Origin of the sequence: Klebsiella sp. K4 (genome assembly GCF_014596785.2) — a bacterium.
In the GTDB taxonomy this organism is placed as follows: domain Bacteria; phylum Pseudomonadota; class Gammaproteobacteria; order Enterobacterales; family Enterobacteriaceae; genus Klebsiella; species Klebsiella pneumoniae.
The window spans coordinates 2,668,250-2,694,602 of sequence record NZ_CP115021.1 but is presented as its reverse complement, the minus strand read 5'-3'; the positions used below and the strand labels follow the sequence as shown (position 1 = coordinate 2,694,602).

The window sequence follows — 26,353 nt, the reverse complement described above, 5'->3', positions numbered from 1 at the left end:
CCATTCCCTTCACCCCAGCACTATCTTTTGCCGCAGGCGCCTGACCAGGCACAATCGCGGGAGAGATCATGGCAACCTTGCAGTGGGACCACGCAGTACAGTTTGTGAATCAGCCGGAAGCGGCGATTGAAATCTTTGCCGGGCAGCAGCTGCGGGCGGTGGCCGGAGGGCGGCATCCGGGGTGGGGAACCCGTAATGCGCTGAGCTATTTTGGCCTGACCTATATCGAATTCCTCGCCATTGCCGACCCGGACGAACTGCGCGCCGCGACGGACAAATTCCTCCTTTCGCGCGACGCCGCACGGCTGCTGCCGGAGAATGAGGCGCTGTTTCGGGTGGCGCTGCGCAGCGACGACATCGACGCCACCTATGACCAGTTGCGTCGTACAGGGGTGACAGTGTCACCGATTGTCGATGGCCAGCGCAACGATCCGCAGGGCAATATCATCCGCTGGCGGATCTTCACCATCGATGGCGACACTGCCGGGCTGGTCTATCCCTTTGTGCTGCAGTGGGGAGAAGACGACGCCACCCGGCTGACGCGGCTGCGCGCCCAGAGGCTGGACGCGCCGCATCCGCTGGGCGACATTACGCTTGAGCAGGCGGTGTTCGAGGTGGTCAATCCGCAGGCGGTGCGCGATCGCTGGCAGGCGCTGCTGGGCTTTCCGCCCCTGGGGGAGCAGGGACTGGATGTGGGCGGCCAGCAATTTATCTTCCGTGAAGGGGCTGCCAACCAGCTGACCGAACTGGTGTTCCGCGTCGCCAACCCGGCGCTTAAGGGGCTGCGCTTTCGTGTCGGCAACGGCGTGTATCGCTTTACATAAAGGCTGACTCTAGCGTGCCGTGGCGCGCAGGGCCCCCGGCGGCTGGCCGGTGATGCGTTTGAAAGCCCGACTGAAGGCCGCCAGCGACTGATACCCGAGGCTGAAGGCGACTTTTTCCAGCGCCTGGCCTTCATAGGTGATGTACTGCACCGCCAGCCGCATACGCAGCTCGGTGAGATAGCGGGCGGGGGTGGTGCCGGTGGCGGCGAGAAAACGTTCCGCGAACAGCGAGCGTGAAAGACCCGCCTCCCGCGCCAGATCTTCCACTTTCCAGTTGACCCCCGGGCGCTGATGCATGGCGTAGATCGCTTTCGCCAGCCGGGGATCGCGCAGGACCTGTACCCAGCCGGTGGCGTTGCCGCACCCGCACGCTACCCAGCCGCGGACAATCAGCGCAGCCACCACGTCCGCCAGCCGGGAGAGGATCCCGGCATAGCCTGCCTGGCGGGTGAGGGATTCCCGCTCCATCGCCGCCAGCAGCGGCTGGATCTCCGGCCAGGTATTAAGCAGGCTGCTGACCCGCATCACCTCCGGCATGGCCTTGACCAGCGGCTGCATGCCGCCGAGCTCAAAGTCCATACAACCGCTGAAAATGACGGCGCGCTCCGGGCAGTCAGGCTGGTCGCCAGCGTTGATACAACTTACCGTGCTGCACACCGTTTCGCTGGGCAGCTGCGCCACATTGACCACCGTGGCCTGCGGATCCGAGAGCAGGGCGTGCCCGTCGCCGTTGGGAATAAACAGCGCATCGCCGCTCTCGAGGGTGAACTGTTCCCCGCTGGCCATGCGCAGCAGCACCGGCCCGCGGCTGATGAAATGGAACTGGGCTTTACCCGCCACGGCGCTAAAGCCGACGCCGAACGGGCGTGCGGTTTCGATGCGCCGGTAGTTAACGCCGGAGAGGCGCATACCGCGCAACAGTTCGCTGGTCAGATCGATGGCAGGCTGGCTCATGGTAATTCCGGACGAATAATCAATAACTGAAGAGTATGTATCATATATCGTCCGAAAGTAAGGCCCTAAGATGACCAGGATGTTAATAAACCTGGAGAGTTGTATATGAGTTCCTGCATAGCTGCTGACGCGAGCCTGTCATCCGCCAAACCTGCCTGGCGCGCCGTCTATGCCCTCGCCCTCGGGGTGTTCGGCCTGATCGTGGCCGAGTTTCTGCCCGCCAGCCTGTTAACGCCGATGGCCAGCAGCCTCGGCGTCAGTGAAGGGATGGCCGGACAGGCGGTCACCGCGACGGCGCTGGTGGCGTTAGTTACCGGCCTGCTGATCGCCACCGCCACCCGCAATATCGATCGCCGCTGGGTGCTGATGTTCTTTTCCATACTGCAGATAGTCTCCAGCCTGATGGTCGCGTTTGCCGATTCGCTGGCGTTTCTCCTGCTGGGCCGTCTGCTGTTGGGGATCGCCATCGGCGGCTTCTGGGCGATGTCCACCGCCACGGCGATGCGTCTGGTGCCGGCGGCCCATGTGCCAAAGGCGCTGGCGATCATCTTTTCCGCGGTGTCTGTCGCCACGGTGGTGGCCGCGCCGCTCGGCAGCTACCTCGGGGAGCTGATCGGCTGGCGCAACGTGTTTATTCTCTGTGCGATACCCAGCCTGCTGGCGCTGCTCTGGCAGCTGTGGGTGCTGCCCTCCATGCGCCCGGAGAGCGTTGGCACCTTCTCCACGCTGTTCAGGGTGCTGCGCCGTTCCGGTATGCTGGGGGGCATGCTGGCGTCGATCCTGATTTTCAGCGGCCATTTCGCCTTCTTCACCTACCTGCGACCGTTCCTTGAGACCGTCGCGCAGGCCAGCGTTGAAGGCGTTTCGCTGATTTTGCTCGGCTTCGGTGTCGCTAACTTTATCGGCACCTCGGTCGCGAGCTATCTGCTGAACCGCAGCCTGCGTCTGACCCTGGCGCTGGTGCCGCTGATGATGAGCGTCCTGGCGCTGCTGATGGTGACGTTTGGCCATCTGTCCGTGCTCGACGGGGTGCTGGTCGCCCTGTGGGGATTTGCCTTCGGTCTGGTGCCGGTGGCCTGGTCCACCTGGCTGGCCACCACCGTGCCGGATGAGGCGGAAAGCGCAGGCGGTCTGCTGGTGGCCTCTATTCAGCTGGCCATCAGCGCCGGCGCCGCCGGCGGCGGGGCGGTGTTCGATCTGCATGGCGCCAGCGGCGTCTTCACCGGCAGCGGTTTGCTGCTGTTGACCGCGATGGTCGTGGTCTTCACCGCCGTGCGGGTGAAACCGGTCGCCAGCGCCGATCAGCCGGAGACCGGCCGCTTATCCCGCGAGATCGATAACTAAATTGGCCGACAGGCTGCGGGAGCAGCACAGCGCGATATGCTGCTCCGCGGCCTGTTTTTCCGCCTCCGACTGCACGGTATCCCGGTGGTCGACCGTTCCCTCCCGCACCGGCGTCAGGCAGGCGCCGCAGATCCCCATCTCGCAGGAGAGCGGCACCTCAACGCCATGCTCCTGCAGCACCCGGGCGATGGTTTTGTCCCCCGGTACCGGCCAGCGCTCCCCGGTGGAGGCGAGGGTGATGGTGAAGGTTCCGTCCGCCGCCGACGCCGCCGTCGGGGCGGGCGGCTGGAACGCTTCGCTGTGCAATTGCGCCTCCTCCCATCCGGCCGCCCGTGCGGTATCGCGAACCCGGGCCATAAATCCGGGCGGACCGCAAAAGTAGACCCGGGTGTCGGCGTCCGGAGCCCCCAGATCCTGCGCCAGCCGCTGGCGCGGACTCTGCCCCTCGTCTGAGCAGTGGATCTGGCAGATTCCACCCGCTAGCTGGCGGGCGATCTCGGTGGCGAAGGCGGCCTCCTGCGCACGGCTAACGTAATAGTGCAGCGTAAAGCTGGCGCCGGACGCCGCCCGGGCGTGGGCCATCGCCAGCAGCGGCGTAATGCCGATCCCGGCGGCGAGAAGCACCACATGGCCGCCCTCGTGCAGCGGAAAGTGGTTGCGCGGGGCAGAGATCATCAATGGCTGTCCCGGGCGCAGGGTGTCATGAATATAACGGGAGCCACCGCGAGACTGCGACTCGCGGGCGATGCAGAGCAGATAGCGATCCCGTTCGGCCGGGTTGCCGGTCAGGGAGTACTGACGGATCAGCCCGCAGGGAAGATGGAGATCGATATGGGCGCCGGGCGTCCACGCCGGCAGCGGTTGCCCCTCGGCGCTCACCAGACGAACGGCCAGATTTTTCGCGCCCTGGCGCCACAGGCCATCGACCACCACCGGGAGTATGTCGCGCATATGACCTCCACTCATACCAGAAAGAAATCGCCAAAGCCCATCTTCTTCAGCCCGCGCCGGTAGGCGATAGAGCTGCGGTCCGCCGGAATATGCGCCTCCAGGGTCAGATCCAGCGGCAACCGTTCCGGACGCTGGGTCTCGACCATCAGGCGGTCCTCTTCAAATACCCGCAGGTTGAACGCATGTACGTCTTCCACCGGCACGTGCAGATCGAAGTTGCGGGCAATAGGGGCAAACATCCGCGTCACCCGGGACGACACCGGCGAGGCGGCGTTCATGATCACCAGCCTGGCGTCGGCGGGAAAATGGATGGTCAGCGTAGCGGTGAACGGCAGATGCATTTCAAAGTGACGCAGCCACTGGAACCCTTCCGGCGCGCGGAAATCAGAGCTGGCCGGGTAATTGCCCACCGAGCTCCAGTAGTCGGCAACAAAGCCGAACGGCGTCTCCTGCGGGGTATAGTCCGGCACCCGCTGGTTGTCCGGATCGGCGAAGGTGTCGGTGTGGATCCACGCGAAGTGGGCGACATCGAGAAAGCCTTCGACCTGGCGGCCGGCAAATCCCTTTACCTCGAAGGCCGGGCAGTTGATTTGCTGAAAGCCGGCGTCGTCCCAGTGCGGCATGGTCGGTAACGGCGGCGGATTGTCCGGATCGCAGGCCAGGCAGGTCCAGATCAGCCCGTAGCGCTCCTCCACGGCGAAGCTGGTGAGATGCAGTTTGGCCGGAATGGGTTGCCCCGGACTGGAGGGGATGCGGTTGCAGCGGCCATCCTCGCCAAAGCGCAGGCCATGATAGGGGCAGACGATGCCTTCCTCTTCATGAAACCCCAGGGTCAGCGGCACCCCGCGGTGCGGGCAGACGTCGCGGGCGACCACCACCTGGCCTTTAATACGATAGATAACCAGCTGTTCGTCCAGCAAGGTGGCTTTCACCGGGGCGCCGGCAATATCGCAGGCGCGGGCCACCGGGTGCCAGCAGCGGGCCAGCCGCAGCCAGTCCTCTGGATCAAAGGTGCAATGGGCGGGGGGCGTGGGGGTGGTTGTCTTCATGATTTCTCTTCCTGCTCACATCGGTGATTGTTTTATTGTTGTGAGATTATTGTTGTCATATTAGGGTGTTCACATCCATCACCATTAATTCACTCTGCTGTTGCAAAAAAGAGTACAGGGGCGCCATGAGTCCATTTTCCCGTTTCGCGCACTATTTCATCGCCGTGGCCCGCTGCGGCAGTCTGCGCCGGGCCGCCGAGCAGCTGCATATCTCCGCCTCGGCAATTAACCGCCAGATCCTGCAGGCCGAGGAGGCCTTCGGTACCCCGCTGTTCGAGCGCCTGCCGGAGGGACTGCGGATGACCACCGCCGGTGAACTGCTGTATGACAATCTGCTGCGCTGGCAGAAGGAATTTCGTCAGACCCGACAGAAATTTGATGAGCTGCAGGGGATGAAGCGCGGGAGCGTTAGCGTTGGCATGGTGCAGGCGCTGGCGGAAGGGGGCTTCGCCGCCGCGCTGGCGGAGATCATCGCCAGCTGGACGTGGCTGGAACTGGATCTGCAGGTGGCTGACAGCCACACCGTCAGCCAGAAAGTGCGTCAGGCGGACCTGGACGTCGGCCTGATCCTCGATCCGCAGGGGCAGGCTGGACTCAGCGTGCTGGCCTTTGCCGAACTGGAGGTGGGGATTGTGATGCGTCCGGACCATCCCCTGGCGGGGGCGAAGGCGCTGTCTTTGGGCGAGCTCAGCCTGGAGCGGCATATCGTGCCCGGCGCGCCGCTGATCGTCCATGAGCGGGTGGCGCTCCTCTATCGCCACCATGACTTTGCGCCGGAGAATACCATCAGCTGCAATGATATCCGGCTTATCAAGTCGTTGGTGCTGCGCGGCAGCGGCGTGACGCTCCTTAGCCTGCTCGACGTGCTGGACGAGGTCCAGCGTGGACAGCTGGCCTTTGTCCCGCTGCGCAGTACGCTGCTGCGACCGCTGACCCTGGCGCTGTGTACTGCACCCTCGCGTCAGCTTTCGCGGCCCGCGCAAATGGCCATTCAGACGCTGAGTGCGGTGATCGAATCCATGGCGACGGTCAGCCCAGCGGCCCGCTGAGGATGGTGTCGCACATGCCGTTGATAATGCGCTCCCCGGTCTCCTCGCGCAGCTCCTGGTACCAGGCTTCGGTGAGCTGCATATCCTTCCCGTGGGTAATATCGCACCGTTTGCGCGCCTTCAGCACCAGGTCACGAACCCGGTCGCAGCGCTGGGCTTCGTACTCGCGCAGGGCGGCCGCAATATCGCGGGTCTGGCGGAAAACGGCGCCCAGCACCACTGCATCTTCCATCGCCGCGCAGCCTCCCTGGCCAATATCCGGGGTGGTGCTGTGTCCGGCATCGCCGAGCAGCGCGACGCGGCCGCGCACCAGGCGGCTGAAAGGTTCGATATCATGGATTTCAATGCGGTTGGTGGTCTGCGGGTCGAGGGCGGCGATCAGCTTCTGCACCGGCGGCGCCCAGCCGGCAAAGTAGCGGCTGAGGTCAGCGCGCAGGGTGTCACGATCCTCCGCCAGACCCGCCGGCAGCGGCACATCAAAGAAAAAGTAGAACCGGCCGGCGGAGACCGGCATCAGCGAGACGCGCTTGCCTTCGCCGACAAAGGTGGTCCACTGATCGCCGGGGGCCAGCGCTTCATCTATCTCCACCAGACCGTTCCAGTTGACGTAGCCGGCGTAGCGGCGCTGCGGGGTAAAGCCCAGCACCCACGGACGCAGTGCGGAATGGCTGCCGTCGGCGGCAATCAGCAGATCGCCGCTGGCGCTGCTGCCGTCGGTAAACCATACCGTCACGCCGTCGGCGTCTTCTTCACAGCGGGTGACGCGCTTGCCGAACTGCACGCTGTCCCGTCCCCAGTAATCCAGCATTTCCCGCTGCAGTTCTGCCCGGGAGACCGGGCAGGGGCGGCTGCCGGTGCGTTCGATCAGCGGGGCGAGACTGAACTGGGTCATGTTCTCGCCGCTGCGGAAATCACGATACGCCATCCGGCGCAGCGGCCCGCCGAAGGTCTCCATGATGTCGCCCATGCCGAGGTGGGCCATGCACTTCACGCCGTTGGGCCACACGGAAATCGCTGCGCCGACCGGTTTGATCTCTTTCACCGCTTCATAGACGTCGCAGTCGATCCCCGACTGTTTGAGCGCCACTGCCGCGCTTAAACCGCCGATGCCGGCGCCAATCACGATTGCTTTCATTTTTTTCTCCTTCTCCCGATGTTGTGACTGACTACAGCAATTTGCGTACCAGTTCGCTGGAGGGAGGAAAACCGCCTGCCTGAGGCACAGCGATGGCTCATGACGCACCGCATCGGTGCAATGTGAGGTATTGGTTGCCTTTTTATGAATCAAAAGTTTCTGTATGTTGCATTAAGAATCTATCGTTTCAGGCGCCTGGTTCAGCAGTGAAGAGGAGTGATGCATCACGAGCGTAATCTAAGTTGATGATTTTGGAGTGATAATAAATTTATTGGTGCCCTTTTGTCGTCTCTGGCCTGCTTTGTGCACAAGCCCATGCACTTCTCTTTGCTACGGGATATCACTATGTCTGACGAACATCACAGTGGCCTGCTTTACGGCCTTGAACAGCGGATCCCACCGCTTCCGGCCTTTTTCAGCGCTCTCCAGCATGTGCTGGCGGGCCTGGTGGGGATCATCACGCCGCCGCTGATTATCGGCGCTACCCTCGGGCTTGGCGACTGGCTGCCGTATCTCATCAGTATGTCGCTGCTGGCCTCGGGCATTGGCACTTTTCTGCAGTCCAATCGGGTATGGGGCATCGGCGCCGGGATGATCTGCATGCAGGGCACCAGTTTTGCCTTCCTCGGCGTGACGGTGGCCGGAGGGATGTGGGTAAAAGCCCAGGGCGGCGGGCCGCAGGATATGATGGCGATGCTGTTTGGCGTTAACTTTGTCGCCGCTCTGGTGCCGGTGATTGTCAGCCGCTTTATCGAACCGCTGAAGAAAATCTTTACTCCCATCATTACCGGCAGCGTGATTGCGCTGATCGGCATCAGCCTGATCAAGGTCAGCGTCATCAACTGGTGCGGTGGGGAAAAGGCCGAGGATTTCGCCAGCATGAGCAATATCGCGCTCGGGGCGGGCACCCTCGGGGTTATCGTCCTGCTGAGCTGCGCCAAAAACCGCTGGCTGCGGCTCTCCTCGGTGGTGGTGGGCATTGCCGTGGGCTGCATCGCAGCGGGGCTGAGCGGTCAGTTCCATCTTCACAGCCTGGGCGACACCCTGTTTCGCCTGCCGACGCTGTTTCCGTTTGGCTTTCAGTTTAACAGCGCGATATTTCTGCCGGTCGCCCTGGTGTCGCTGGTCTGTATTCTGGAGGCGGTGGGCGATCTGACGGCCAACTCGCTGATTTCGCAACAGTCTGTTGACGATCGCGCTTTCCGTAACCGGCTGAAGGGCGGTATCCTGGCGGATGGCGTCAGCTGTATGGTGGCGGCCATGCTCTGTGCTTTTCCGAACACCACCTTCGCGCAGAACAACGGCGTGATCCAGATGACCGGGGTGGCCAGCCGCTATGTCGGACGCTACATTGGCGTGATTCTGATCCTGCTCGGGCTGTTTCCCCCGGTGGGCGAACTGCTGCGGCAGATCCCGGCGCCGGTGCTGGGGGGCGCCACGATGGTGATGTTTGGCTGCGTGGTGGCGGCCGGGATCCGGATTATTACCCAGACCCCGCTGAGCCGTCGCGATGTGCTGATCGTGGGGCTGGCGTTTGGCGCGGGTCTTGGCGTGGAGTCGGTGCCGGCGTTTCTCAGCCATTTTCCGCCGATGGTCGGCGATCTGTTCGGTTCGGCGGCCACCAGCGGTGGGCTGGTAGCGATAGCGCTGAACCTTATTCTGCCGCAGGAGCAGGCGGCGACGAAATCGTTAAGGAGTCAGGATGATCGCGCTGAGTCAGTTTAACAGCCTGAGCAAAGATGAGGCGGCGGGGCTGCTGGCCCCTTGCGTGGCGATCCCGGCCTGGGGCGAGATGCTGGTGAGCTTACGACCTTTCGCCAGCCGCCATGCGCTGCTGCAGGCCGCCCGTAAGGCGATGGCTAACTGGGGAGAGGATGAGCTGAACGCGGCGCTCAGCGCCCATCCGCGGATCGGTGAAAAGCCGACCGGCGGCCAGGCGCATGCGGCGCTGTCGCGCCAGGAGCAGTCGGCGGTGGACAGCGAGAATGAGCGGCTCGCGCAGGCCCTGCGGGAGGGGAATGCCCGCTACGAAGCCCGCTTTGGCCGGGTGTTTTTAATCCGCGCCAAAGGGCGCAGCGGCGATGAGATGTTGCAGGCGCTGACGCGCCGGCTGCAGCATACCGCCGACGAAGAAGTGGCCGAGGCGCTTGCCCAGCTGCGAGAGATTACGATGTTAAGACTGGAAGGAGTGATTGGCGAATGAGCACCCTGAGCACCCATATTCTGGATATTTCCACCGGTACGCCGGCAGAAGGCGTAACGGTCAGCCTGAGCCGGGAGGGCGAGACGCTGGCGAACCTGGTGACCAACGCCCAGGGGCGTATCGCCACCTTTAGCGCCGCGCCGCTGCCGGCGGGGCGCTATTGCTTAACAGCGGAAACCGGGGCGTGGTTTGCCCGCGCCGGGCGCGAGAGCGTCTTTACCCGGGCGCAGATTGATTTTGTTATCGGCGAGGCGGCAGAGGACCATTTCCATCTGCCGTTTCTCATCGCCCCGGGCGGGTGGTCGACCTACCGCGGCAGCTAAGCCGGCTGTCCGCTGCCGGGCGGCGCTGCGCTTGCCCGGCCTGGATCGTTACGGAGCGGGCAGAGACAGCCCGTAGGCCCGGTAAGGCGCAGCCGCCACCGGGCATGTACAGGTGGCTCCGGCGATCATCCTTCCTGTTTTATCCCCACACAAGGATAATTATTCTCCTATCCCCACCAGGGGATAACCTTGACATTATCCCCTACAGGGTATAAAACCAAGTTTATCCCGACAGGGGGATAAATGATGGTGAGGAACAAGGCGATGAATTCCCCGCAGATATACAGTCCCGTGCAGCTGGCCAATTACCTGAAGCTGCTGCGCCAGCAGAACCACTGGACCCAGGATGCGCTGGCCAGGCGGATCGGCATTAAGCAGGCCACGCTGTCCAATTTTGAAAATCACCCCGACAAAACCACCTTAACCACGCTGTTTAAGATCCTCCAGTCGCTGGGGGTGGTGATGACGCTGAACGCCAAAGCTGCTGAGACGGCGCCGGCTCCCGATAACAACACGGACCTTGACTGGTAATGGCGACGCTTACCACCTGGATGAACAATGTGCGCGTGGGAACCTTAACCCGCCAGGCTAACGGGGCGCACAGTTTTCGCTATGACGAAGAGTGGCTGCGCAGCCCGCGCGCCAGACCGCTCTCCCTCTCACTGCCGCTGCAGTATGGCAATATCACTGCCGACGCGGTGTATCACTATTTTGATAACCTGCTGCCCGACAGCCCGCAGGTCCGCGACCGGATCGTCAGGCGCTATCAGGCGCGCTCGAAGCAGCCGTTCGATCTGCTGGCCGAAGTCGGGCGGGATAGCGTAGGGGCGGTGACCCTCCTGCCGCCGGGGGAAGAGGCGCACCTGGAAGGATTACGCTGGCAGACACTGGACGAGGCGCAGCTCACCGCTTTGCTGACCGCTTACCAGTCGGATATCCCCCTCGGGATGATTACCGGCCAGGACGATTTCCGTATCTCGGTGGCCGGCGCCCAGGAGAAAACGGCGCTGCTGCGGATGGGCGAGCAGTGGTGTATTCCGCAGGGCGCCACGCCGACCACGCATATCATTAAGCTGCCCATCGGCGAGATCAAGCAGCCCAATGCGACGCTGGATCTGCGTGAAAGCGTGGATAATGAGTATCTGTGCCTGGCGCTGGCCAGAGAACTGGGCCTGGCGGTGCCGGAAGCGGAGATCATCGCCACCCCGCGGATCCGCGCCCTGGCGGTAACCCGCTTCGACCGGCGCTGGGCGCAGGAGGGACGGGTGCTGCTGCGTCTGCCGCAGGAGGATCTGTGTCAGGCTTTTGGTCTTCCTTCAGCGATGAAATATGAGTCTGACGGCGGGCCGGGTATCGCCGCGATCATGACCTTTCTGCTGGGCTCGAGTGAAGCGCTGAAAGATCGCTATGACTTTATGAAGTTCATGGTCTTCCAGTGGCTGACGGGGGCGACGGACGGTCACGCAAAAAACTTCTCAATTTACCTGTTGCCCGGCGGCAGCTACCGCTTAACACCGTTCTACGACATTATTTCGGCGTTTCCGGTGCTGGGCGGCACGGGACTGCATCTGCGCGATCTGAAGCTGTCGATGGGGCTCAATGCTACAAAAGGGCGTAAAACAGAGATTAACGCCATCTATCCGCGTCATTTTCTGGCGACGGCCAAAGCGGTGAACTTTCCCCGGGAGCAGATGCTGGCGATCCTCCAGGAGTTTGCCGGGCATGTGCCGCAGGCAATCGAAAGCGCTCGCCGGACGCTGCCGGCGGACTTTTCCAGCCACGTCTGGCAGGCCATTACAGAGAACATGCTGAAGCTGCACGCCCGCCTGCAGCAAGGGCTGCAGGCGCTATAGCAGAGCCGGCTGGCGGCTAGCTCTGCGGCTGCCCCCAGCGGCTGCGCAAATAGTTAACCGCCTGCCGGGTTTGCGGCTGATTGAGGTTGTTTTCGCGGAACAGGATGGTGCCCTGGATCTGCGGCAGAGTCTCATTGAGATCGAGCTGCTTTTTCAGCTCCGGCACGCCGCCATCCACCGTCCAGTCAGGCTCATTTTTGGACGGTTCACCCACCTTGTACAGCGCCACGCCGATATACAGCCGGGTATGCGTCGGTTTAACCACCTCGGCCCACCAGTTGGCCAGCACATCATAGCGCGCGGCATCGCGAGCAAACGGCCAGTAGATCTGCGGCGCGATGTAGTCGAGCAGTCCCTGCTGCACCCAGCTGCGGGTATCGGCATAGGATTCATCATAGGCGGCCGCGCCCCGGGTATCGGACCCCGCCGGATCGTGGGAGCGGTTGCGCCACACCCCGGCCGGGCTCACGCCAAACTCGACGTTCGGATTGAGCTTTTTGATGGTGGTGGAAACCTGGGCTATGAGCTGCTGGGTGTTATGCCGCCGCCAGTCGCCCTTCGAGGCATAGCCCTGCCCGTAACGGCGGAAAGTCTCGTTGTCGTTAAGCGGTGAAGAGGCGGTTTCGGTGTAGAAATAGTCGTCGAACTGCACGCCGTCAATCGGGTAGTTCTGCACCACTTCAGCGACGATGCTGGTGATCCAATCACGCGCTTCGGGAATGCCCGGGTCGAGGACAAAGCGATCGCTGGCGGTGCGGATCCAGTTACGGTGCAGGACGAACACGCTGGCCGGTACCTGGGTGAGGGTGTTGTTCAGCTCGGCAATCGTCGACGGTTTGGTGTTGACCGAGACGCGGTAGGGGTTAAACCACGCGTGAACCTTCATGCCGCGCTTGTGCGCTTCATCCAGCATAAACTGCAGCGGATCGTAGCCAGGGTATTCGCCGATTTTGCCGGTCAGCATATCGGACCACGGCAGAATATCCGACCGCCAGAGCGCCGTACCGTCCGGTTTCACCTGGAAAAAGACGGTGTTGATCCCCAGGCGCTGCAGGTTATCGAGTTTAGCGATCAGCGCCAGCTTCTGCTGCGTGATGCGGCTCTCCGGCGTGCTGGCGATAATCGACCCGACCGGCGGCCAGTCAAGGCGCGAAACGGTGGTGAGCCACACGCCGCGCACCGGCTCCCGGTGCGCCTGCCCGGCTTTGACGGCGGCAGCGTTCGGCGGCGTGACAAGGGATTTAGGGGCTTTACTGGTGCAGCTGAACAGCATGCCAGCGGCGATGAGCGCCGCGCCTGCCAGCGCCACTTTGCTGGCTAAGGGGAATCGACGAGAATGGCTGATGATGAACTCCCGTGTACTCAGATCGTCGCGTGTAGGCGCTATTCTCTTACGATTCGCCGGTCAGAGCAATTCCTTCATCCGCTTCATCCGTCGGTTCGCCATCGCCTAGTCATAATGCAAGGTATAGGTCGCGACGGCCGACACCTGACCGGCGGTGATCCGGGAACGTGTCTGGTAGTAGCGGGCAGTGAGCGGCAGGGTAAACCGGCCCGCGCTCGCGCTGCCCAGCGTCATCTCATGATTCAGTACGACCGGCTGACGATGGTAAAGCAACTGCACGCCAATACCCTGCGCCCGATCGTCGGTGGCGTCATTGCGCAGAACGCCATGCCCCCGGGCGGAGAGGGGCTCCGCGCCGTCAACTCGCAGGGAAATCGTGACCGCGCTGTTGCAATCCAGCTGCAGCGCAAAAGGGGTGTCGCCGGTGGTTTTGCCGACGCCGCCGAAGTGGTCAAGCATCGCCGCAGGGAGCTTAATCAGGGCTGGCGTGGCGTCATTCACTGAACATCCCGCGGTGCTGATCCTGCCGGTTAAGTCTAACGCGGCCAGCGGGGTATGCTCCGCCATTAAAAAGCGCTCGCTGTGATACTCAAGCTCGCCCGGCGTCGCCGCGGGACCGGTTTTAATGAGCTCAATCGTCAGGCGGAAATAGCCCAGTTTCCACACCGCATCGGGCAAGGCGGCGGGATTGTCCACCCGTTGGCTAAACGGCGAGGGCGTCGGCCGGTCAGGAAAGCCGCCATAGCCGCCGATAGCGCGCAGCGATACGCGAACGCCAATGCCGGCGAGGTTAGTTTGATAAACCGTCGGTCGCGTCACTCCCCCGGACAGCAGACTGTCCAGCAGCAGCGGCGACAACCCGTGCGGATCGTCCGCGCAGCGGATCCACTGTTCGCCGCCGTCGCTAAGGCGGTTCCAGGCGAAACTTTTATGATACAGCGGGGTGCCGGGTCTGGCGTCAGCCGGAACCGTGAGCTGCCCCACGTTCAGCCGAAGGGTGGAGGCCTGGCCGCGGACAAACACTGGCGTACAGGCCCATCCGCTGGCGGCCGGTAACAGAATAAATAACAGCGTCATGGCGACCCGACGCAGGAGAGTTAAAAAGGACATGATAACGTCTGCTGTAAAATGAGTGGATGGGGGGTCTGCGCCAGCGTCGGGGTGAGATCGTAGCGGGCGCTACAGCGCTGCTGAGGGCCCGGCCCCCATTGCGCATAAAGGGTGCCTTTTGGCGCCAGGCCGGCCAGGTACACCTGACCCTCGCTGGCAACGATGCTGTTGGTGTCTTTGGCGCGTACTTCGCTGCCAAAGGGCAGCGGTTGTCCCCGCGACTGCAGCGTAAACAGCGCCTTATAGCCAACGTGGGTGTGAAAGCGCGCCAGAACCACCGCGTCTTTGGTAGGGACCAGCGTCACGGTGCTGTTGGCCAGATCCACATTCTCCGGCAGCGAATGGCTGTCGAGAGAGACGTCGTTGCGGTGATAGGCGGTGGCGAAGGGCAGCACGGCGTACCCGTCACCATTGGTGGCGATGGTTTTCTGGTTGGCGAGGGTCACACCCCCGGCGCCACCGGCGTCAATCAGGACGACAGCGCCATTCATTTCCGGCGTAAAGACTACCCCGTGGCGGTGAATCAGAATGCCCCCGCTGGCGCCGTAGTTCAGACGAGCGGCCTGCGAATCGTGGCTGTAGCCGAGATTCAGATCGCCTCTTCCACTGCTGTACCCGGCCGTCAGGCTGCCGCTGGACCCGTTTTGCCGATCGCGGGTTTGGCTGACGGCGTAGCTAAGCGCGTGATTGTCCAGCAATGTGCCGTTGAGGCTGACCATCTGACTGCCAACGCTGTGGCGGGAGGAGGTCAGGGTATAGCCGGCATAGCTCCCCGGCAGCAGGTGGCTCAACGGCACGGAAAGTGATAACGTCACTACTTTGTCGGAATGCGGCTCGTCATCCTCCTCGTCACCGTGGCTGCTGCGGGAGTCGCTGTAGCTGAGCGACCACGCGATACCGTGAACCTGGCTGCTGATCCCCATATTGGCGGTACGCTGTGTGGCGCCCCCTGACCAGTAGCTGTCCTGGTCGAGACTCAGATAGAGGGTGATATCGTACGGCAGGCTCTGGCTGGCGGTGATTTGCAGGGTCGTTTTTTTGTTGTCGTTATCCCGCGAGTCGGCGTCGGGATCCGGGCTGGAATACGCCTCGCTCAGCGTGGCATAGCGCTGATGCGAATAACGCCAGCCGGTGAAAGTCAACTGCGTGCCGAGACGATCAAAACCTTTGCTGTACTGGAGCTGCCAGGCCCGGCCATCGATCGGATCCTGCTGGTGCCGGTCGCGGGCGTTTAACAGCTGCAGCGAGAGCGCCCCGGCTTCTCCCAAACCCTGTCCTGCGCCGAGCGAGAGGTTATGGTATTGCGCCGCGCTCTGCAGTCCGCCAAACAGCGTCAGGTTGTGGGCGAACCCGCGCATCAGCGACAGCTGCATCATCAACGGCCGCTGGCTGGCATCGTCGCTATGGTAGCGCCCGGCGACCAGGTTGTATTTCAGGCTGCCTTCGCGCTGCATGCTGGTCACCGAAGCATACGGCTGGGTGAAGCGGCGGATTTCGCCATCCGACTCTTTGACGGCAACCTCAAGATTGCCGCTGCTGGCGGTGGGATAAAGATCGTCAATCACGAACGCGCCGGGGGTGACGTAGGTTTGATACAGCACGTAGCCATTTTGCCGAACCGTGACCTGGGCGTTGGTTCTGGCAATCCCGCGGATGGTCGGGGCAAAACCTTTCTGCGAGTCCGGGAGCATTGCATCGCTGGAGGCGAGGGATATTCCCTGAAACTGTACCGCGTCAAACACATCGCCCGACGTGAAGGTATCCCCGAGGGTCAGTTCACTCTGCCAGCGCGTCAGGTCGCGCTCAAGCCAGGCGCCGCTGGTCGTCCACTGGGGCTTATCATCGCTGTTGGCGGTCAGGTTATTGCTGGCGCGCAGGCGCCAGGCGCCGACGTTCACGCCGCTTTTCAACATCAGATAGTTATCGCGCTCGGTGCTGCCCTCGCGGGTACGCTGGCTGGCGCCTGAATAACGATAGTTACTCTGGAAGGCGCTAATACCTTCGTCCCACAGCGCAGAGGGAACATTATCCCTCGCCCGGTGCGTCATCAGCGCCTGAGGAATGGTCATTACCAGCCGCTGATGAGCAAAATCGAAATTGACCGTGCTGCCCGGCAGCAGCGCGTTGAGTTCGGGACATGAGCGGGACGTTGCGCCGGTCGCCTGGGACAGCACGGCCGGGTTAACTCCGGCCTGCAGCAGATCTTCCGGCTTAAGGCAGGGCGTGAGCTGTCCGCGATCGTTCTGGCGAAACGTGACGGTCTTACGGGCGTCCAGCGTGACGCCGTTGACCTGCCAGCTCACCGGATAGGCGCCTGGCGGCTGGCCCGCCTGCTGATTGAAGCGTTGCAGATCCACTGCCGGCAAATGGTCGTTTTTCTCCAGCAGATCCATATTAAAGGTCGCCTGGGCGTGCAAGAGCGCGCTCTGTCCGCCCAGCAGGATGGAGAGGCTGACGACGGTAACGGTATGAGCCGGGCCATGGCGCATCGCGACATCAGACGCTTAGTGCGCCGAAACGGGAGCGCTAAACGTCTGCACAGCGCCAAAGTCATCCAGAATGCGCCAGCTCACCTCGCGGGCGCAGGCCTCGCCGGGGAGGGAATACTCTTCACGGCTGTGAGGAGCAATCACGCTGCGCTCAAGCGGCGTTTTCTGGTTCTGGCCCGCGCAGCTGAGCGTGGTGATAGTCACATAATAGGGGGAGGCATTCTCCGCCTGCAGGTGGTTGCCGCTGACCCGCCAGCGCAGGTGCTGCGCCGCGTCGAGCGCCGAGCCAGGGAGCCCTGCCGGGCGATAAATGAGCTTCAGTTGATTCTTTATAGCAAATTGCAGAATGTTCTCGCCAGCCGGCGCGGTATTGGCGGGAATCACTTTGATATTCAGGGTGAACAAACTTTCCCGATCGTTTGGCAGTTGCGCCGAGGTTAATAACACGCGCAGATCGTTGCTGTCTCCGGCATCCAGACGGAACAATGGCGGGGTGACGATAAACGGTGATTTATTATTATCAGCCAGATCGTCTACCCAGCTCTGAATAAGCACCGGATCGTGAGGATTGGTGTTTTTTACCGTGATGTCTGCCTCATGGCTTTGTTCATTATAGATGACACGTGTGCCGGCAATGGCAACCCCGGCGGCAGACGCCAGGAACGGGCAAAAGAGAAGGCTCAGGATAAAAGCCGCTTTATAACACTGCATAATTGAGGATCCGGTCACGAGGAATGAGAATAAGGGCAGGGGGACGCTGCCCTTGGAAAAGTGGCAATCAGGACATTCTATTCGTACACAATATCAATATTGGCCGTGGCATTAATATTGCCGGCGGTGACATCCTGTGAGGAATCGCTCTTCAGATCGGCAATAAAGTTAAATGCAATATCACCGTTTTCGTCGGCTTGCGAAACCGCCGTTTTGCTCTGCTTGTCAAAGGTCAGCTGAGTGCCTTCCGTTGAGCCGTCAGGGGAAGAGAAGACTTCAATGCCCACCCCTTTGGCGGTATCCGCGGCGTCAGAGAGCGCCAGCACGGCGGCGCTGGTGCCGTTAGCGTTGGTATCCGGAGTACCTTCCAGGCTGATACTGATGTTCTGCGCCAGTGGGCAACCGGTGAGGTTGATAGTGAACGGCGTTTCTGCGGTTTTCGCTTCATGGGATTTCAGCGCCGACATATCGACGTTGCCAAAATCGACATTAACATCGCCACCGTTATTGGCGATCTGGCAGGACTCGTTAATAATTTTACCGGTGAAATTCAGTGTACCCGCCGCGCGGGCGGTGGTCACAGTAGCCAGACTTAAGGCCAGCAGTGAACCAACAACCAGCAGGGTGCCTTTTTCTTTCATACTCAAACCTTATTAAATAATCACAAGTTAACAAAAGCGTTTAACATTTTTAAAGCATGTTTTTTATTTCTGTTCACAAAAAAACGGTAAGCATCGCTAATGTATGTTACCGTCGGGGGCGGGATTATACGGAGAACATCGTAAAGGCCCATTGATAAGATGTGTTAAGCTGTAACATTATTTATTTTTTGGTGTAAGTATAATCTCATTAAATATTAAAAAGAGTCCCATACGTATAATGCATTATTTCCGGGAGATAACTGTTCTGAGCAAATTTTACGAAAAAGTTGCTGTTATTCCCGGCAGTTGACCGGGTGACCCGGAATAATCATTTACGCTGCCGCTATTTTGCAGTAGCGTGGAGTGACGGCAGGAAGCCGCAGGTTGTAGGGCACAGAAACGATGCTGTGCCGCGCAGTGTCACCCGTTATCAAGGAAGATTGCTATGTCTCCATTCCGTCTCGCTCTGCTATGTCTGTGCCTGGCGCCGCTGGCGTCGTCTGCTGCGCTTTCCGGCCAGGTTCATTTTTCAGGACGGGTCATCAATCCGGCCTGTGTTATCGCCCCCCGGCACGATCGTATCGATGTCTCGTGCCAGCACCATTCACCGGAACAGGTCGCCTTGACAAACAACCGTCCTCGCTACGCCATGCCGGACAATCGTGGTGAGGTCAGTATTCACTGGCGAAATGCGCAGCATAGTGAAGCGGATGTCATTATTCGCTATCGCTAAGGCGGGATAAAGGCAATGAAGAGTAAGCTGATGCAAGGAGGTAAAGGATAAACCGTTGTGCGGTTTATGCGCGCATCAGCCATAACCAGCGGGCAGACGCGCGCGCAGAAAATCATTCATGAAAACAATTATTGCCGCCGCCCGGCGGCAGAATCAGGTGTCGTCTGGCGCCCAAGCGAGCTCCGGGATCGGAAAGCGGCCCACCGTCATAGAGAAAGGGAAGCAACTCAGCGGATCCGCGACTGTTCATCGTCGCGTAACGTCAGCACCTCAAAACCGTTGGCGGTGACGGCCACGGTGTGCTCCCATTGCGCGGAGAGTTTTTTATCGCGGGTAACCACCGTCCAGCCATCTTTTTTGGTTTTGATACGGCTGTCGCCCTGGTTGACCATCGGCTCAATGGTGAACACCATGCCTTCCTGCAGCACGGCGCCTTCTCCGGGGCGGCCGTAATGCAGCACCTGCGGTTCCTCATGCATTTCCTGACCGACGCCGTGACCGCAATATTCTCTGACCACGCTATAGCCATGTTCCTCCACCCAGCGCTGAATAGCGTGGCCAATATCGCCCAGCGTCGCGCCAGGCTTCACCACCTCAATGCCTTTCCACATCGCTTCATAGGTAGTCTTTACCAGCCGGCGGGCCAGCGGGGAGACATCGCCTATCAGGTACATCTTACTGGAGTCGGCAATCATGCCCGCTTTCTCGAGGGTGATATCGACGTTAACAATCATCCCGGAGCGCAGATGTTCGGTCGCTTTGGGGATCCCGTGGCACACCACATCGTTAATGGAAGTGTTCAACACATAGGGAAAATCGTATTGCCCCTTGCTGGCCGGGCGGGCGTGCAGCTGGTTGACGATAAAATCTTCCACTCGATCGTTAATCGCCATCGTCGTTACGCCGGGAACGATAAAAGTATCCAGCATATCAAACACTGACGCCAGCAGCTGGCCGGCATGGCGCTGCCGGGCGAGTTCGTCGGCGGTTTTAATGATTATTGATGGCATTGATCACCTCCAGCAGACGGTCAGAGCCGGATTTCAGCATCAGCAGTTTGATCTGCTGGTGGTTAAGCTCAGGGTAGAGTTCGCTCATCATGCCCAGACGGATCCAGTATTCCGCCTGGGCATTGACGGAGCGGGACATGGCTTTGCTGGCATCACGAATATCATCGTGCAGCAGATCGGAGATTTTGACGATTCCCATAGATATATACCGTAATGATTCGTATATACATCGTATGCAATCCAGCGCGGGATGTCCTTGGCATTTTGTGGCGTGGATGGCGAGCACCATGCAAAAAAGCCCGACCAGCGGGCTTATATTCAGCATTTTTTCGGGTTAAAAATTCGCGCTGTGCACCATGGCGAAAATTACCCATTAGATTATCGGTATGCAGAAAGAAAATAACATGATGGCGACGCATCAATATATTTTATGCAGGTGTTAATTTTGCGTATTAATATTCTCCCGTCAGGCCGGGAATCGGAAGGATTTACAGCGCGTCAGTGAGTTTATCCACCACCACTTTACCCGCATTATCGAACTGCGTAATGCGGAAACTGTCGCTCCAGGAGCGGCGGGTGGTGAAGCGGTCGAACAGGGATACCCGGCCTTTGCGCTGGCCATCTTTACTTAAAATAACCCATTCGGTCACCGAAGAATAATGCTGGCTATTGTCATGCCGACTCTGTTGTTCAACAAGCTGGTCTTCTTTTTCCACTTTTAAATAATCACGCAACATATTTAACCTCCATAGAAAGTATTATTAACATTACTCCTTTTATTTATTCTTTCAATCAAACTTTTTAATCAATAAAAGTAACTATTAGTGGGCGACCTAAGTGCAAAAATCGCGGGGAATATCACTCCTTCGGACGGCCTGGTCCACTACGCTTAACGAGAGCGTCCGCCGCGCCTACTGCGGTGTCCGGGTCAGAAAGAGGCCAACAAAAGGCTATCTCCTTGTATTCTTAATAGGCGTAATTCTGCTATATCTAATGCGTTTTGCCACGATCAAGCCACAGAGAGCGCTGTACCATGAGTAACGATCACCTGACGGATATTGCCTATCGCCACTTTATTGAAAGCGTTAAAGATTATGCCATCTATATGCTGAGCGCCGACGGCACGGTCATTAGCTGGAATGAGGGCGCCCGCCGGGCAAAAGGGTACCTGAGCGATGAGATCATCGGTCGCTACTTCGGTCTCTTCTATAGCGAAGCTGAGCAACTCTCCGGTGTACCCGCAAAAAACCTGGAAATCGCCCTGCGTAGCGGGCAGTTTGAAGGGGAAGGCTGGCGGTATCGCAAAGACGGGTCCCGATTCTGGGCGCATGTCATGATCGATACCATCCGCGATGAGCAGAACACCCTGCTGGGTTTTGCCAAAATTACCCGCGACATTAGTGAACAGAAGGCGATTAACGACCGCATCGCCTGGATGGCGCGCTACGATGCGTTAACCGGTTTACCCAATCGGGTGGAGTTTTTTGAACGGGTGGAGAAGCTGATCACTGGAAATGATGCCCGCCGCTTTGCCATTTTCACGATCGATTTAGACAAATTTAAAGAGATTAACGATCTGCAGGGCCATCTGATTGGTGACCAGCTGCTGCAGCGCGTGGCGGGCGCCGTGCTCAAAACGCTGCAGAAGGAGGAGATGGTCGCCCGCTTCGGCGGCGATGAGTTTGTGGCCGTTAAACCTTTTTCCGATGAGGGTGAAGTGGATGCCTTTGCTGCGCGCCTGTGGCACTGCTTCAGCGGTAAGCAGACGTTTGCCGCGACGGAAGTGGTTCTCTCCGCCAGCATTGGCATCTCAGTCTACCCGGAGGACGGCACGGATATTAATACGATACTGAGCAATTCCGATCTGGCTATGTATCGGGCAAAAAGCAGCCTCGACCATAAGATTTGCTGGTATGAACGTGAAATGGATGACAAGACGCGGCAGCGCAATATGATGGCCGCCGATATCCGGCGCGGTATTCACGCCGGGGAGTTTTCGCTCCACTATCAGGCTATCCGCAACATCAAAGATCGTAGCATCACCGGTTACGAGGCGCTGCTGCGCTGGCAGCATCCGCAGCTGGGGACGATCCCGCCGGACGTGTTTATTCCCATCGCCGAAGAGAGCGGCGCCATCGTGCCCTTAGGTTACTGGGTGCTCGAGCAGGTGTGTAACGAATCGCTGGAAAATGGTTTGAACAGAAAAGTTTCGGTCAATATCTCTCCGGTGCAGTTGCGTCATCGTAGCTTTATCGAAAAAGTCCGCGAGATCCTGATGCGTACCGCCTACCCGGTCAGTCTGCTGGAGTTTGAGGTCACCGAAACGGCGTTTGTGATCAATAAACAGCTGGCGTTCAGCGTTCTGCATCATCTGCAAAAAATGGGGATCAGTATTGCGCTGGATGACTTTGGCACCGGTTACTCCTCCCTGAGCATGCTGCGCGATTTTCATTTCGACGTCATCAAACTCGACCGCAGCTTTATGACAGATGTGGAGAGCAACCCTCAGGTACGCTCATTCGTGCGAGCCATTATTTCGCTGGGCAATTCGATCAATACGCCGCTTATCGCCGAGGGGGTGGAAACGGCTGGACAACTGCAGATCCTCGAAGAGGAGGGATGTGACGAAATGCAGGGATTTCTGTTCGGCGAGCCGGTCGATATCAAACACCTGCCCGACCGGCGCTGATGCGCCCACCCTCCGCTGGTGGGCGTAAGGGCGTTACTGATGCGCAAGCGCTGCCTGCCCGGAAAGATGCAGCAGCGCCGAGCGCAGCGAGACCTCGAACATCTGACCGTGCGTCAGGCCGGGGTAGCGCCAGAAGGCTACGGTCAACCCTTTACTGGCAAGCTGCTGTTGGGTTTGACGCAACACCTCAAGCGAGGCCTCGTGCCCGGACGGCTCTCCACGGGCTTTACCGTCACCCTCGAGTAGGTACAGCGATTTCCCGCGAAAGCGGACGGCATCAAGACTTTGGCTTGCCTGCAAAGGCGATTGCAGGGCCTGACCTAGCGACGGGCTGGCGGAATAGTAGATCCCGAACGGCGAAGCCTTCCTCCACGCGTCGAGCACAAACAATCCGCCGTAGGAGTGGCCCCAGATAGCGCGCTGGTGGGGATCTATTTTCAGGTTAGCTTCCGTCTGGGGAACCATCGTTTCGGTCAGCAGCTGGCGAAAAACATCATTGCCCCCGGTTTTACGCGGCGGTAGCGCGGGTTTCCCGGCGCGAGGCTCATGCGTCTTTAGCGGTGGGGTGTAATCCCAGGCGCGGGCTGCGGTATCAAAGGGCAGCGCGGTCTGGTAGCCGATAGCGACGATTACCGGCGGGGAGCCGGCGAAGAGCTGCTGCAGAAACGCGTCGTCGAGTTTATCCATCACCGCGTTGCCATCCAACATATACAGTACCGGATAGCCGGCGGCGGGCGGGGCTTTGTCCGGCACTGCGGTCCATACCCGGTAGTGACGTTCGCCATCGGCAGAGTCATACTGGCGTTGTGTAAAGTGGTAAAACGCCGACCCTTTATCCGCAATGTTCGGCCCCAGCGGCTGAAGATCCGGCCGGGCAATACTGCCGCTGCTGTAGAAGAGTGCGCCAATCGCCAGCGTCAGCAGCCCGCTCGTACGACCTGTTGTGATGCTCCCTGAACTCAACTTCACCTCGTCTGTCCCCCTGTTTTGTTGCTTCTGGCGTTATTGTTGGGCTGACACGTTAGCACAGCTTTTATGATAATGGTTCTCATTTCTTTTTCTGGCGTTGCCACAAACTGTATGCTGGGGGAGCGGGTGACGGGATAAACGGAGATGACGAAGAGAAGGCCCCCTGTAGGCGGTCATAAAAGAAAATTCAGGAACGATCGTGAAGGTGACTCAACAGTTTTTTGACCAGCGGAGTGAGCGCAATAAACAGCAGCGCAATAATTACGATCAGCAAGAGCGTCAGCCCTTTATGGTGGCTGATAAGCACCAACAGCATCGCCAGCGTCATGGTATGAACCTTTAATAAATGGCGTTAACCACCGCCAAGGTGAATAAAATTCAACAGAATGGTTATGACCACCCAGGCCAGTAGCAGATAGCGTCGTTTATCGCGTCGAGCTTCCAGCGCAGCAAAATAGTTAGCGCTGTACCAGGTCGATATGATAATAGCCAGCGTGATGATGACCTGCCAGATCGCCTCGCTGAAACCGGTGACGATGCTTATGCCACGAAAGCAGAGGACAATCGCAATACCGTTAAACGCATTACACATCAGCCATCCCCACAGACTTGCGGGTCGGCTAAATAAATATCCCAATCGTAAAACCAATGTCGTATTCACCCTGCTAAAATAATCGCACTGTAAAATGCATTTTAACGATCGAACAGGTATTGATATAAATCAAAACTAATGGAATACCGCAGGAATCACTGGCGTACGGTGCTAACAGCGCGAGCAATAAACCTGAGAAACAGTAGCCCTGGAGAATATTTAACTCATTGTTTTAATGGGATTTTAGTTGTGAGATACCTGCGCTAATGTGCGTACTTCAAGCAAGTAGCAATACGTTGGTTTCTCTGGTTATTATTGCCATTGAGGTTATAACGGGGAGAATCAGATTATTCGCCATGTTTGCTGGGCGAGGGGTGAAAATCCGACCGGGGCCAGAGCTCCGGTCGGTGTCATACTTAATGGGGCAAGGCGTTATGCTGCAGAATTTTCAGGAAATCATGTTTGTCGGAGATTAATGACAGTGCGTTAGCGATCAGCTCATCGCTAAATATCGAGGCAATTTCCTTGAGTACGTCAATATGCTCTTTCTCTTTCGCGATCACGCCGATGGCAATAAACATTACATTGCTCCGATCCCAGATTACGCCATCAGGAAACTGATAGATCTCAATCCCGGTTTTAAGAATGATATCCGTCGCGGATTTCGGCAAATGCGGCAGGGTGATGCCATTGCCTAAAAAGGTCGAGACCTGATGTTCACGCTCCAGCAGAAAGTGGACACATTCCTGATTGACATAGCCTTTGGCTTTAAACTCCGCGCCGATCATGGCGATGACTTCCGCTTTATTACTGGCTTTGCAGCCAATATGCAGATTATCCAGCGTGATGTTATCGATCATAACCAACCTCCCTGGTGAGACGAGTGGATTTTTTATCTTCATGGTTTGCTGACAGCTCTGCTTCTAACTGCTCAAGCGATTTATTGGAGGTCTCGGGCAGGGCAAAGACCACGAAAAGAATGGCTAAATAGTTAATGGCGGCGAAGATAAAGAAGACCGGCCCAAGGCCCAGTTTTGCCTGCAGCAGCGGGAACAGATAGCTGACCACCGCGTTCATGATCCACATGAAAAATACCGAGATCCCCATCGACAGTCCGCGGAATTTCAGCGGGAACAGTTCGGCTAATACCACCCAGGTAATAAAGCCCATGGAGCCCTGCATCACGCCGACGAACAGCGCGCCCAGCAGCCAGATGGCGGTAGCTTTCAGGTCACCCACCAGGGTGTAATCGACAGCGGCGATAATCAGATGCAGGGTTGCCATAATGGCGAAACCGTAGATGATGATTGTCTTACGTTTGAAGCGGTCGACAAGGAACAGCACCCCGATCAGCATACCGCCCACGGAGAAAACACCGTTCAGCACGTTGCAGATCAGCGAAGTACGCTCTGAGAAACCGGCGGCACTCAGGATTTCCGTACCGTAATACATAATGACGTTAACGCCGGTGGTTTGCTGCAGTGCGGCCCAGGTAATGCCGACCAGCAAAATTTTGAGGATCCAGGGTGTTTTGACGATCGTCGCAAAGGTGCTCTGGGCGCTGTACTTATTACAAGCTTCAATTTTGATCAGGGTAGAGATGTCATCGTACTCCTTCTGCGCGCGTTCCGCCGGGCGGATTTGTTTGAGGATATGCAGCGCTTCATCATGACGATTTTTGCTGATCAGCCAGCGCGGGCTTTCCGGCGCGCGCCACATGCCAACGAACAGGCAGATGGCCGGAATCGCTTGTACCAGCAGCATATAGCGCCAGACGTCCGGCAGATGGCCCCAGATGATGCCAATGATCGCGTTGATGGCAAACGCCGCCAGCTGGCCAATGACGATGGCGACTTCATTCAGGCCGGTCAGCTTGCCGCGCATCTCGGTAGGCGCCACTTCTGAAATAAAAGTGGGGGCGGTGACCGAAGCGCCGCCGACGGCATAGCCCAGCAGGGCGCGGGCAATCAGCAGGGTAGTGATATCGGGGGCCGCGGCGGAAAGCAACGCGCCGATGAGAAAAACAAAGGAGAGAAAGAGTAAATATTTACGCCGGCCGAAGTAATCGGCAAATTTGCCGCCAAACACGCTGCCCAGCGCGGCGCCGACCAGCAGAACGCTCATTACCAGCCCTTCGGTGGTTGGGGTCAGCGCCATGTACTGCTTCAGTGAGGAAAAGGCGCCGTTGATAACGCCGGTGTCGTAACCGAAAAGCAGGCCGCCGAAGGTGGCCACTAAGGTGATCTGATGAAGTCGTTTTCTCTGTTGCTGGTTCAGGTTTGTTATAAATGACATGGTAGTCCCTTTATTTTGTTGAACGACACAAGATAAAAATACATCTCCCCAGTCAGGATTTATCACGCCTGTGTTGTCGTATCT

27 protein-coding genes are annotated in these 26,353 nt (G+C 58.9%); 10 read left to right on the top strand and 17 right to left on the bottom strand.

What is annotated here, in order from left to right; all coding sequences use genetic code 11:
- Positions 1-68: 68 nt before the first annotated feature.
- Entirely contained in the window at positions 69-824 is a 756-nt protein-coding gene (locus IB144_RS13425) for a VOC family protein (RefSeq protein ID WP_065888697.1), read from the top strand.
- 9 nt (positions 825-833) lie between these two features.
- On the opposite strand, the gene IB144_RS13420 is transcribed toward IB144_RS13425, so the two are convergent.
- Complete coding sequence (locus IB144_RS13420) at positions 834-1,778, bottom strand: AraC family transcriptional regulator (RefSeq protein WP_065888696.1); 945 nt, start codon at positions 1,776-1,778, stop codon at positions 834-836.
- A 105-nt stretch (positions 1,779-1,883) separates the two neighbouring features.
- Here IB144_RS13420 and IB144_RS13415 point away from each other — a divergent pair, with 105 nt between their 5' ends.
- A complete protein-coding gene (locus IB144_RS13415) occupies positions 1,884-3,122 on the top strand; it encodes an MFS transporter (protein WP_102016929.1) in 1,239 nt (412 codons plus the stop codon).
- Here the strand turns inward: IB144_RS13415 and hpxE are convergent.
- Both hpxE and hpxD read right to left on the bottom strand, forming a co-directional pair.
- Positions 3,099-4,073 (bottom strand): molybdenum cofactor-independent xanthine hydroxylase subunit HpxE, encoded by a 975-nt coding sequence (gene hpxE, locus IB144_RS13410; RefSeq protein ID WP_065888694.1) that lies wholly within the window; start codon positions 4,071-4,073, stop codon positions 3,099-3,101. The two genes, IB144_RS13415 and hpxE, sit on opposite strands and share 24 nt — an antisense overlap.
- Positions 4,074-4,084: 11 nt before the next feature.
- A complete protein-coding gene (gene hpxD / locus IB144_RS13405) occupies positions 4,085-5,122 on the bottom strand; it encodes a molybdenum cofactor-independent xanthine hydroxylase subunit HpxD (RefSeq protein ID WP_065888693.1) in 1,038 nt (345 codons plus the stop codon).
- A 125-nt stretch (positions 5,123-5,247) separates the two neighbouring features.
- On the opposite strand from hpxD, the gene hpxR reads away from it, so the two are divergent.
- Complete coding sequence (gene hpxR / locus IB144_RS13400) at positions 5,248-6,171, top strand: LysR family hpxDE operon transcriptional regulator HpxR (protein ID WP_065888692.1); 924 nt, start codon at positions 5,248-5,250, stop codon at positions 6,169-6,171.
- Here the strand turns inward: hpxR and hpxO are convergent.
- Positions 6,152-7,306 (bottom strand): FAD-dependent urate hydroxylase HpxO, encoded by a 1,155-nt coding sequence (hpxO, locus tag IB144_RS13395; protein ID WP_002904783.1) that lies wholly within the window; start codon positions 7,304-7,306, stop codon positions 6,152-6,154. The genes hpxR and hpxO overlap by 20 nt on opposite strands.
- Before the next feature lie 345 nt (positions 7,307-7,651).
- On the opposite strand from hpxO, the gene IB144_RS13390 reads away from it, so the two are divergent.
- The 5 genes from IB144_RS13390 (at position 7,652) to IB144_RS13370 (ending at position 11,685) form a co-directional block, all read left to right on the top strand.
- Positions 7,652-9,031, top strand: a complete 1,380-nt coding sequence (locus IB144_RS13390) for a nucleobase:cation symporter-2 family protein (protein WP_004184021.1) — start codon at positions 7,652-7,654, stop codon at positions 9,029-9,031.
- Positions 9,009-9,509: a 2-oxo-4-hydroxy-4-carboxy-5-ureidoimidazoline decarboxylase gene (uraD, locus tag IB144_RS13385; protein WP_002904787.1), complete on the top strand. Its 501-nt coding sequence runs from the start codon at positions 9,009-9,011 to the stop codon at positions 9,507-9,509. Before IB144_RS13390 ends, uraD begins: the two co-directional genes overlap by 23 nt.
- Entirely contained in the window at positions 9,506-9,832 is a 327-nt protein-coding gene (gene uraH / locus IB144_RS13380; protein ID WP_002904788.1) for a hydroxyisourate hydrolase, read from the top strand. Before uraD ends, uraH begins: the two co-directional genes overlap by 4 nt.
- Before the next feature lie 264 nt (positions 9,833-10,096).
- Positions 10,097-10,363 carry a type II toxin-antitoxin system antitoxin HipB gene (hipB, locus tag IB144_RS13375; protein WP_002904790.1) on the top strand — a complete coding sequence of 89 codons (267 nt, stop codon included), beginning with the start codon at positions 10,097-10,099 and terminating at the stop codon, positions 10,361-10,363.
- The gene (locus IB144_RS13370; protein WP_004176197.1) at positions 10,363-11,685 is read left to right on the top strand and encodes a type II toxin-antitoxin system HipA family toxin; all 1,323 of its coding nucleotides are present in this window, start codon (positions 10,363-10,365) and stop codon (positions 11,683-11,685) included. The genes hipB and IB144_RS13370 overlap by 1 nt, the downstream gene beginning before the upstream one ends.
- Positions 11,686-11,701: 16 nt before the next feature.
- Here IB144_RS13370 and IB144_RS13365 read toward each other — a convergent pair whose 3' ends face one another.
- From IB144_RS13365 to IB144_RS13345, 5 genes are all read right to left on the bottom strand, one after another.
- A complete protein-coding gene (locus IB144_RS13365; protein WP_002904794.1) occupies positions 11,702-12,994 on the bottom strand; it encodes a glycoside hydrolase family 10 protein in 1,293 nt (430 codons plus the stop codon).
- Positions 12,995-13,135: 141 nt separating this feature from the next.
- Positions 13,136-14,140, bottom strand: coding sequence for a fimbrial protein (locus tag IB144_RS13360; protein ID WP_004184029.1), 1,005 nt, complete (start codon positions 14,138-14,140; stop codon positions 13,136-13,138).
- The gene (locus tag IB144_RS13355) at positions 14,128-16,629 is read right to left on the bottom strand and encodes a fimbria/pilus outer membrane usher protein (protein ID WP_102016927.1); all 2,502 of its coding nucleotides are present in this window, start codon (positions 16,627-16,629) and stop codon (positions 14,128-14,130) included. The genes IB144_RS13360 and IB144_RS13355 overlap by 13 nt, the downstream gene beginning before the upstream one ends.
- Before the next feature lie 15 nt (positions 16,630-16,644).
- Positions 16,645-17,340, bottom strand: a complete 696-nt coding sequence (locus tag IB144_RS13350) for a molecular chaperone (protein ID WP_004213066.1) — start codon at positions 17,338-17,340, stop codon at positions 16,645-16,647.
- A gap of 77 nt (positions 17,341-17,417) precedes the next feature.
- Positions 17,418-17,981: a fimbrial protein gene (locus IB144_RS13345; protein ID WP_004143457.1), complete on the bottom strand. Its 564-nt coding sequence runs from the start codon at positions 17,979-17,981 to the stop codon at positions 17,418-17,420.
- 445 nt (positions 17,982-18,426) lie between these two features.
- Here IB144_RS13345 and IB144_RS13340 point away from each other — a divergent pair, with 445 nt between their 5' ends.
- The gene (locus tag IB144_RS13340; protein ID WP_004176193.1) at positions 18,427-18,714 is read left to right on the top strand and encodes a hypothetical protein; all 288 of its coding nucleotides are present in this window, start codon (positions 18,427-18,429) and stop codon (positions 18,712-18,714) included.
- 227 nt (positions 18,715-18,941) lie between these two features.
- Here the strand turns inward: IB144_RS13340 and map are convergent, their stop codons facing one another.
- The 3 genes from map to IB144_RS13325 all read right to left on the bottom strand — a co-directional run bounded on the left by map (position 18,942) and on the right by IB144_RS13325 (position 20,461).
- On the bottom strand, positions 18,942-19,724 hold the full coding sequence (gene map, locus IB144_RS13335) for a type I methionyl aminopeptidase (protein WP_004179825.1): 783 nt from the start codon (positions 19,722-19,724) through the stop codon (positions 18,942-18,944).
- On the bottom strand, positions 19,705-19,923 hold the full coding sequence (locus IB144_RS13330; RefSeq protein WP_002904808.1) for a ParD-like family protein: 219 nt from the start codon (positions 19,921-19,923) through the stop codon (positions 19,705-19,707). Before IB144_RS13330 ends, map begins: the two co-directional genes overlap by 20 nt.
- Positions 19,924-20,212: 289 nt before the next feature.
- Positions 20,213-20,461 carry a hypothetical protein gene (locus IB144_RS13325; RefSeq protein WP_002904810.1) on the bottom strand — a complete coding sequence of 83 codons (249 nt, stop codon included), beginning with the start codon at positions 20,459-20,461 and terminating at the stop codon, positions 20,213-20,215.
- Positions 20,462-20,757: 296 nt separating this feature from the next.
- Here IB144_RS13325 and IB144_RS13320 point away from each other — a divergent pair, with 296 nt between their 5' ends.
- On the top strand, positions 20,758-22,413 hold the full coding sequence (locus IB144_RS13320) for an EAL domain-containing protein (RefSeq protein ID WP_004143447.1): 1,656 nt from the start codon (positions 20,758-20,760) through the stop codon (positions 22,411-22,413).
- A gap of 33 nt (positions 22,414-22,446) precedes the next feature.
- Here IB144_RS13320 and iroE read toward each other — a convergent pair whose 3' ends face one another.
- The 5 genes from iroE to IB144_RS13295 all read right to left on the bottom strand — a co-directional run bounded on the left by iroE (position 22,447) and on the right by IB144_RS13295 (position 26,269).
- A complete protein-coding gene (iroE, locus tag IB144_RS13315; RefSeq protein ID WP_004148380.1) occupies positions 22,447-23,382 on the bottom strand; it encodes a siderophore esterase IroE in 936 nt (311 codons plus the stop codon).
- Between the two features lie 187 nt (positions 23,383-23,569).
- Positions 23,570-23,710 carry a hypothetical protein gene (locus tag IB144_RS13310; RefSeq protein WP_002904814.1) on the bottom strand — a complete coding sequence of 47 codons (141 nt, stop codon included), beginning with the start codon at positions 23,708-23,710 and terminating at the stop codon, positions 23,570-23,572.
- A gap of 24 nt (positions 23,711-23,734) precedes the next feature.
- Complete coding sequence (locus IB144_RS13305; RefSeq protein WP_004143442.1) at positions 23,735-23,974, bottom strand: hypothetical protein; 240 nt, start codon at positions 23,972-23,974, stop codon at positions 23,735-23,737.
- Positions 23,975-24,390: 416 nt separating this feature from the next.
- Positions 24,391-24,834, bottom strand: coding sequence for a PTS sugar transporter subunit IIA (locus IB144_RS13300; protein ID WP_002904819.1), 444 nt, complete (start codon positions 24,832-24,834; stop codon positions 24,391-24,393).
- Positions 24,824-26,269 (bottom strand): sugar porter family MFS transporter, encoded by a 1,446-nt coding sequence (locus tag IB144_RS13295; protein WP_048270686.1) that lies wholly within the window; start codon positions 26,267-26,269, stop codon positions 24,824-24,826. The genes IB144_RS13300 and IB144_RS13295 overlap by 11 nt, the downstream gene beginning before the upstream one ends.
- Positions 26,270-26,353: the final 84 nt, after the last annotated feature.

Coding starts and splice junctions, on each gene's coding strand:
- IB144_RS13425 (WP_065888697.1), top strand. CDS start 69: ATGGCAACCTTGCAGTGGGACCACGCAGTACAGTTTGTGAATCAGCCG.
- IB144_RS13420 (WP_065888696.1), bottom strand. CDS start 1,778: ATGAGCCAGCCTGCCATCGATCTGACCAGCGAACTGTTGCGCGGTATG.
- IB144_RS13415 (WP_102016929.1), top strand. CDS start 1,884: ATGAGTTCCTGCATAGCTGCTGACGCGAGCCTGTCATCCGCCAAACCT.
- hpxE (WP_065888694.1), bottom strand. CDS start 4,073: ATGCGCGACATACTCCCGGTGGTGGTCGATGGCCTGTGGCGCCAGGGC.
- hpxD (WP_065888693.1), bottom strand. CDS start 5,122: ATGAAGACAACCACCCCCACGCCCCCCGCCCATTGCACCTTTGATCCA.
- hpxR (WP_065888692.1), top strand. CDS start 5,248: ATGAGTCCATTTTCCCGTTTCGCGCACTATTTCATCGCCGTGGCCCGC.
- hpxO (WP_002904783.1), bottom strand. CDS start 7,306: ATGAAAGCAATCGTGATTGGCGCCGGCATCGGCGGTTTAAGCGCGGCA.
- IB144_RS13390 (WP_004184021.1), top strand. CDS start 7,652: ATGTCTGACGAACATCACAGTGGCCTGCTTTACGGCCTTGAACAGCGG.
- uraD (WP_002904787.1), top strand. CDS start 9,009: ATGATCGCGCTGAGTCAGTTTAACAGCCTGAGCAAAGATGAGGCGGCG.
- uraH (WP_002904788.1), top strand. CDS start 9,506: ATGAGCACCCTGAGCACCCATATTCTGGATATTTCCACCGGTACGCCG.
- hipB (WP_002904790.1), top strand. CDS start 10,097: ATGAATTCCCCGCAGATATACAGTCCCGTGCAGCTGGCCAATTACCTG.
- IB144_RS13370 (WP_004176197.1), top strand. CDS start 10,363: ATGGCGACGCTTACCACCTGGATGAACAATGTGCGCGTGGGAACCTTA.
- IB144_RS13360 (WP_004184029.1), bottom strand. CDS start 14,140: ATGTCCTTTTTAACTCTCCTGCGTCGGGTCGCCATGACGCTGTTATTT.
- IB144_RS13355 (WP_102016927.1), bottom strand. CDS start 16,629: ATGCGCCATGGCCCGGCTCATACCGTTACCGTCGTCAGCCTCTCCATC.
- IB144_RS13350 (WP_004213066.1), bottom strand. CDS start 17,340: ATGCAGTGTTATAAAGCGGCTTTTATCCTGAGCCTTCTCTTTTGCCCG.
- IB144_RS13345 (WP_004143457.1), bottom strand. CDS start 17,981: ATGAAAGAAAAAGGCACCCTGCTGGTTGTTGGTTCACTGCTGGCCTTA.
- IB144_RS13340 (WP_004176193.1), top strand. CDS start 18,427: ATGTCTCCATTCCGTCTCGCTCTGCTATGTCTGTGCCTGGCGCCGCTG.
- map (WP_004179825.1), bottom strand. CDS start 19,724: ATGCCATCAATAATCATTAAAACCGCCGACGAACTCGCCCGGCAGCGC.
- IB144_RS13330 (WP_002904808.1), bottom strand. CDS start 19,923: ATGGGAATCGTCAAAATCTCCGATCTGCTGCACGATGATATTCGTGAT.
- IB144_RS13325 (WP_002904810.1), bottom strand. CDS start 20,461: ATGTTGCGTGATTATTTAAAAGTGGAAAAAGAAGACCAGCTTGTTGAA.
- IB144_RS13320 (WP_004143447.1), top strand. CDS start 20,758: ATGAGTAACGATCACCTGACGGATATTGCCTATCGCCACTTTATTGAA.
- IB144_RS13310 (WP_002904814.1), bottom strand. CDS start 23,710: ATGACGCTGGCGATGCTGTTGGTGCTTATCAGCCACCATAAAGGGCTG.
- IB144_RS13305 (WP_004143442.1), bottom strand. CDS start 23,974: ATGTGTAATGCGTTTAACGGTATTGCGATTGTCCTCTGCTTTCGTGGC.
- IB144_RS13300 (WP_002904819.1), bottom strand. CDS start 24,834: ATGATCGATAACATCACGCTGGATAATCTGCATATTGGCTGCAAAGCC.
- IB144_RS13295 (WP_048270686.1), bottom strand. CDS start 26,269: ATGTCATTTATAACAAACCTGAACCAGCAACAGAGAAAACGACTTCAT.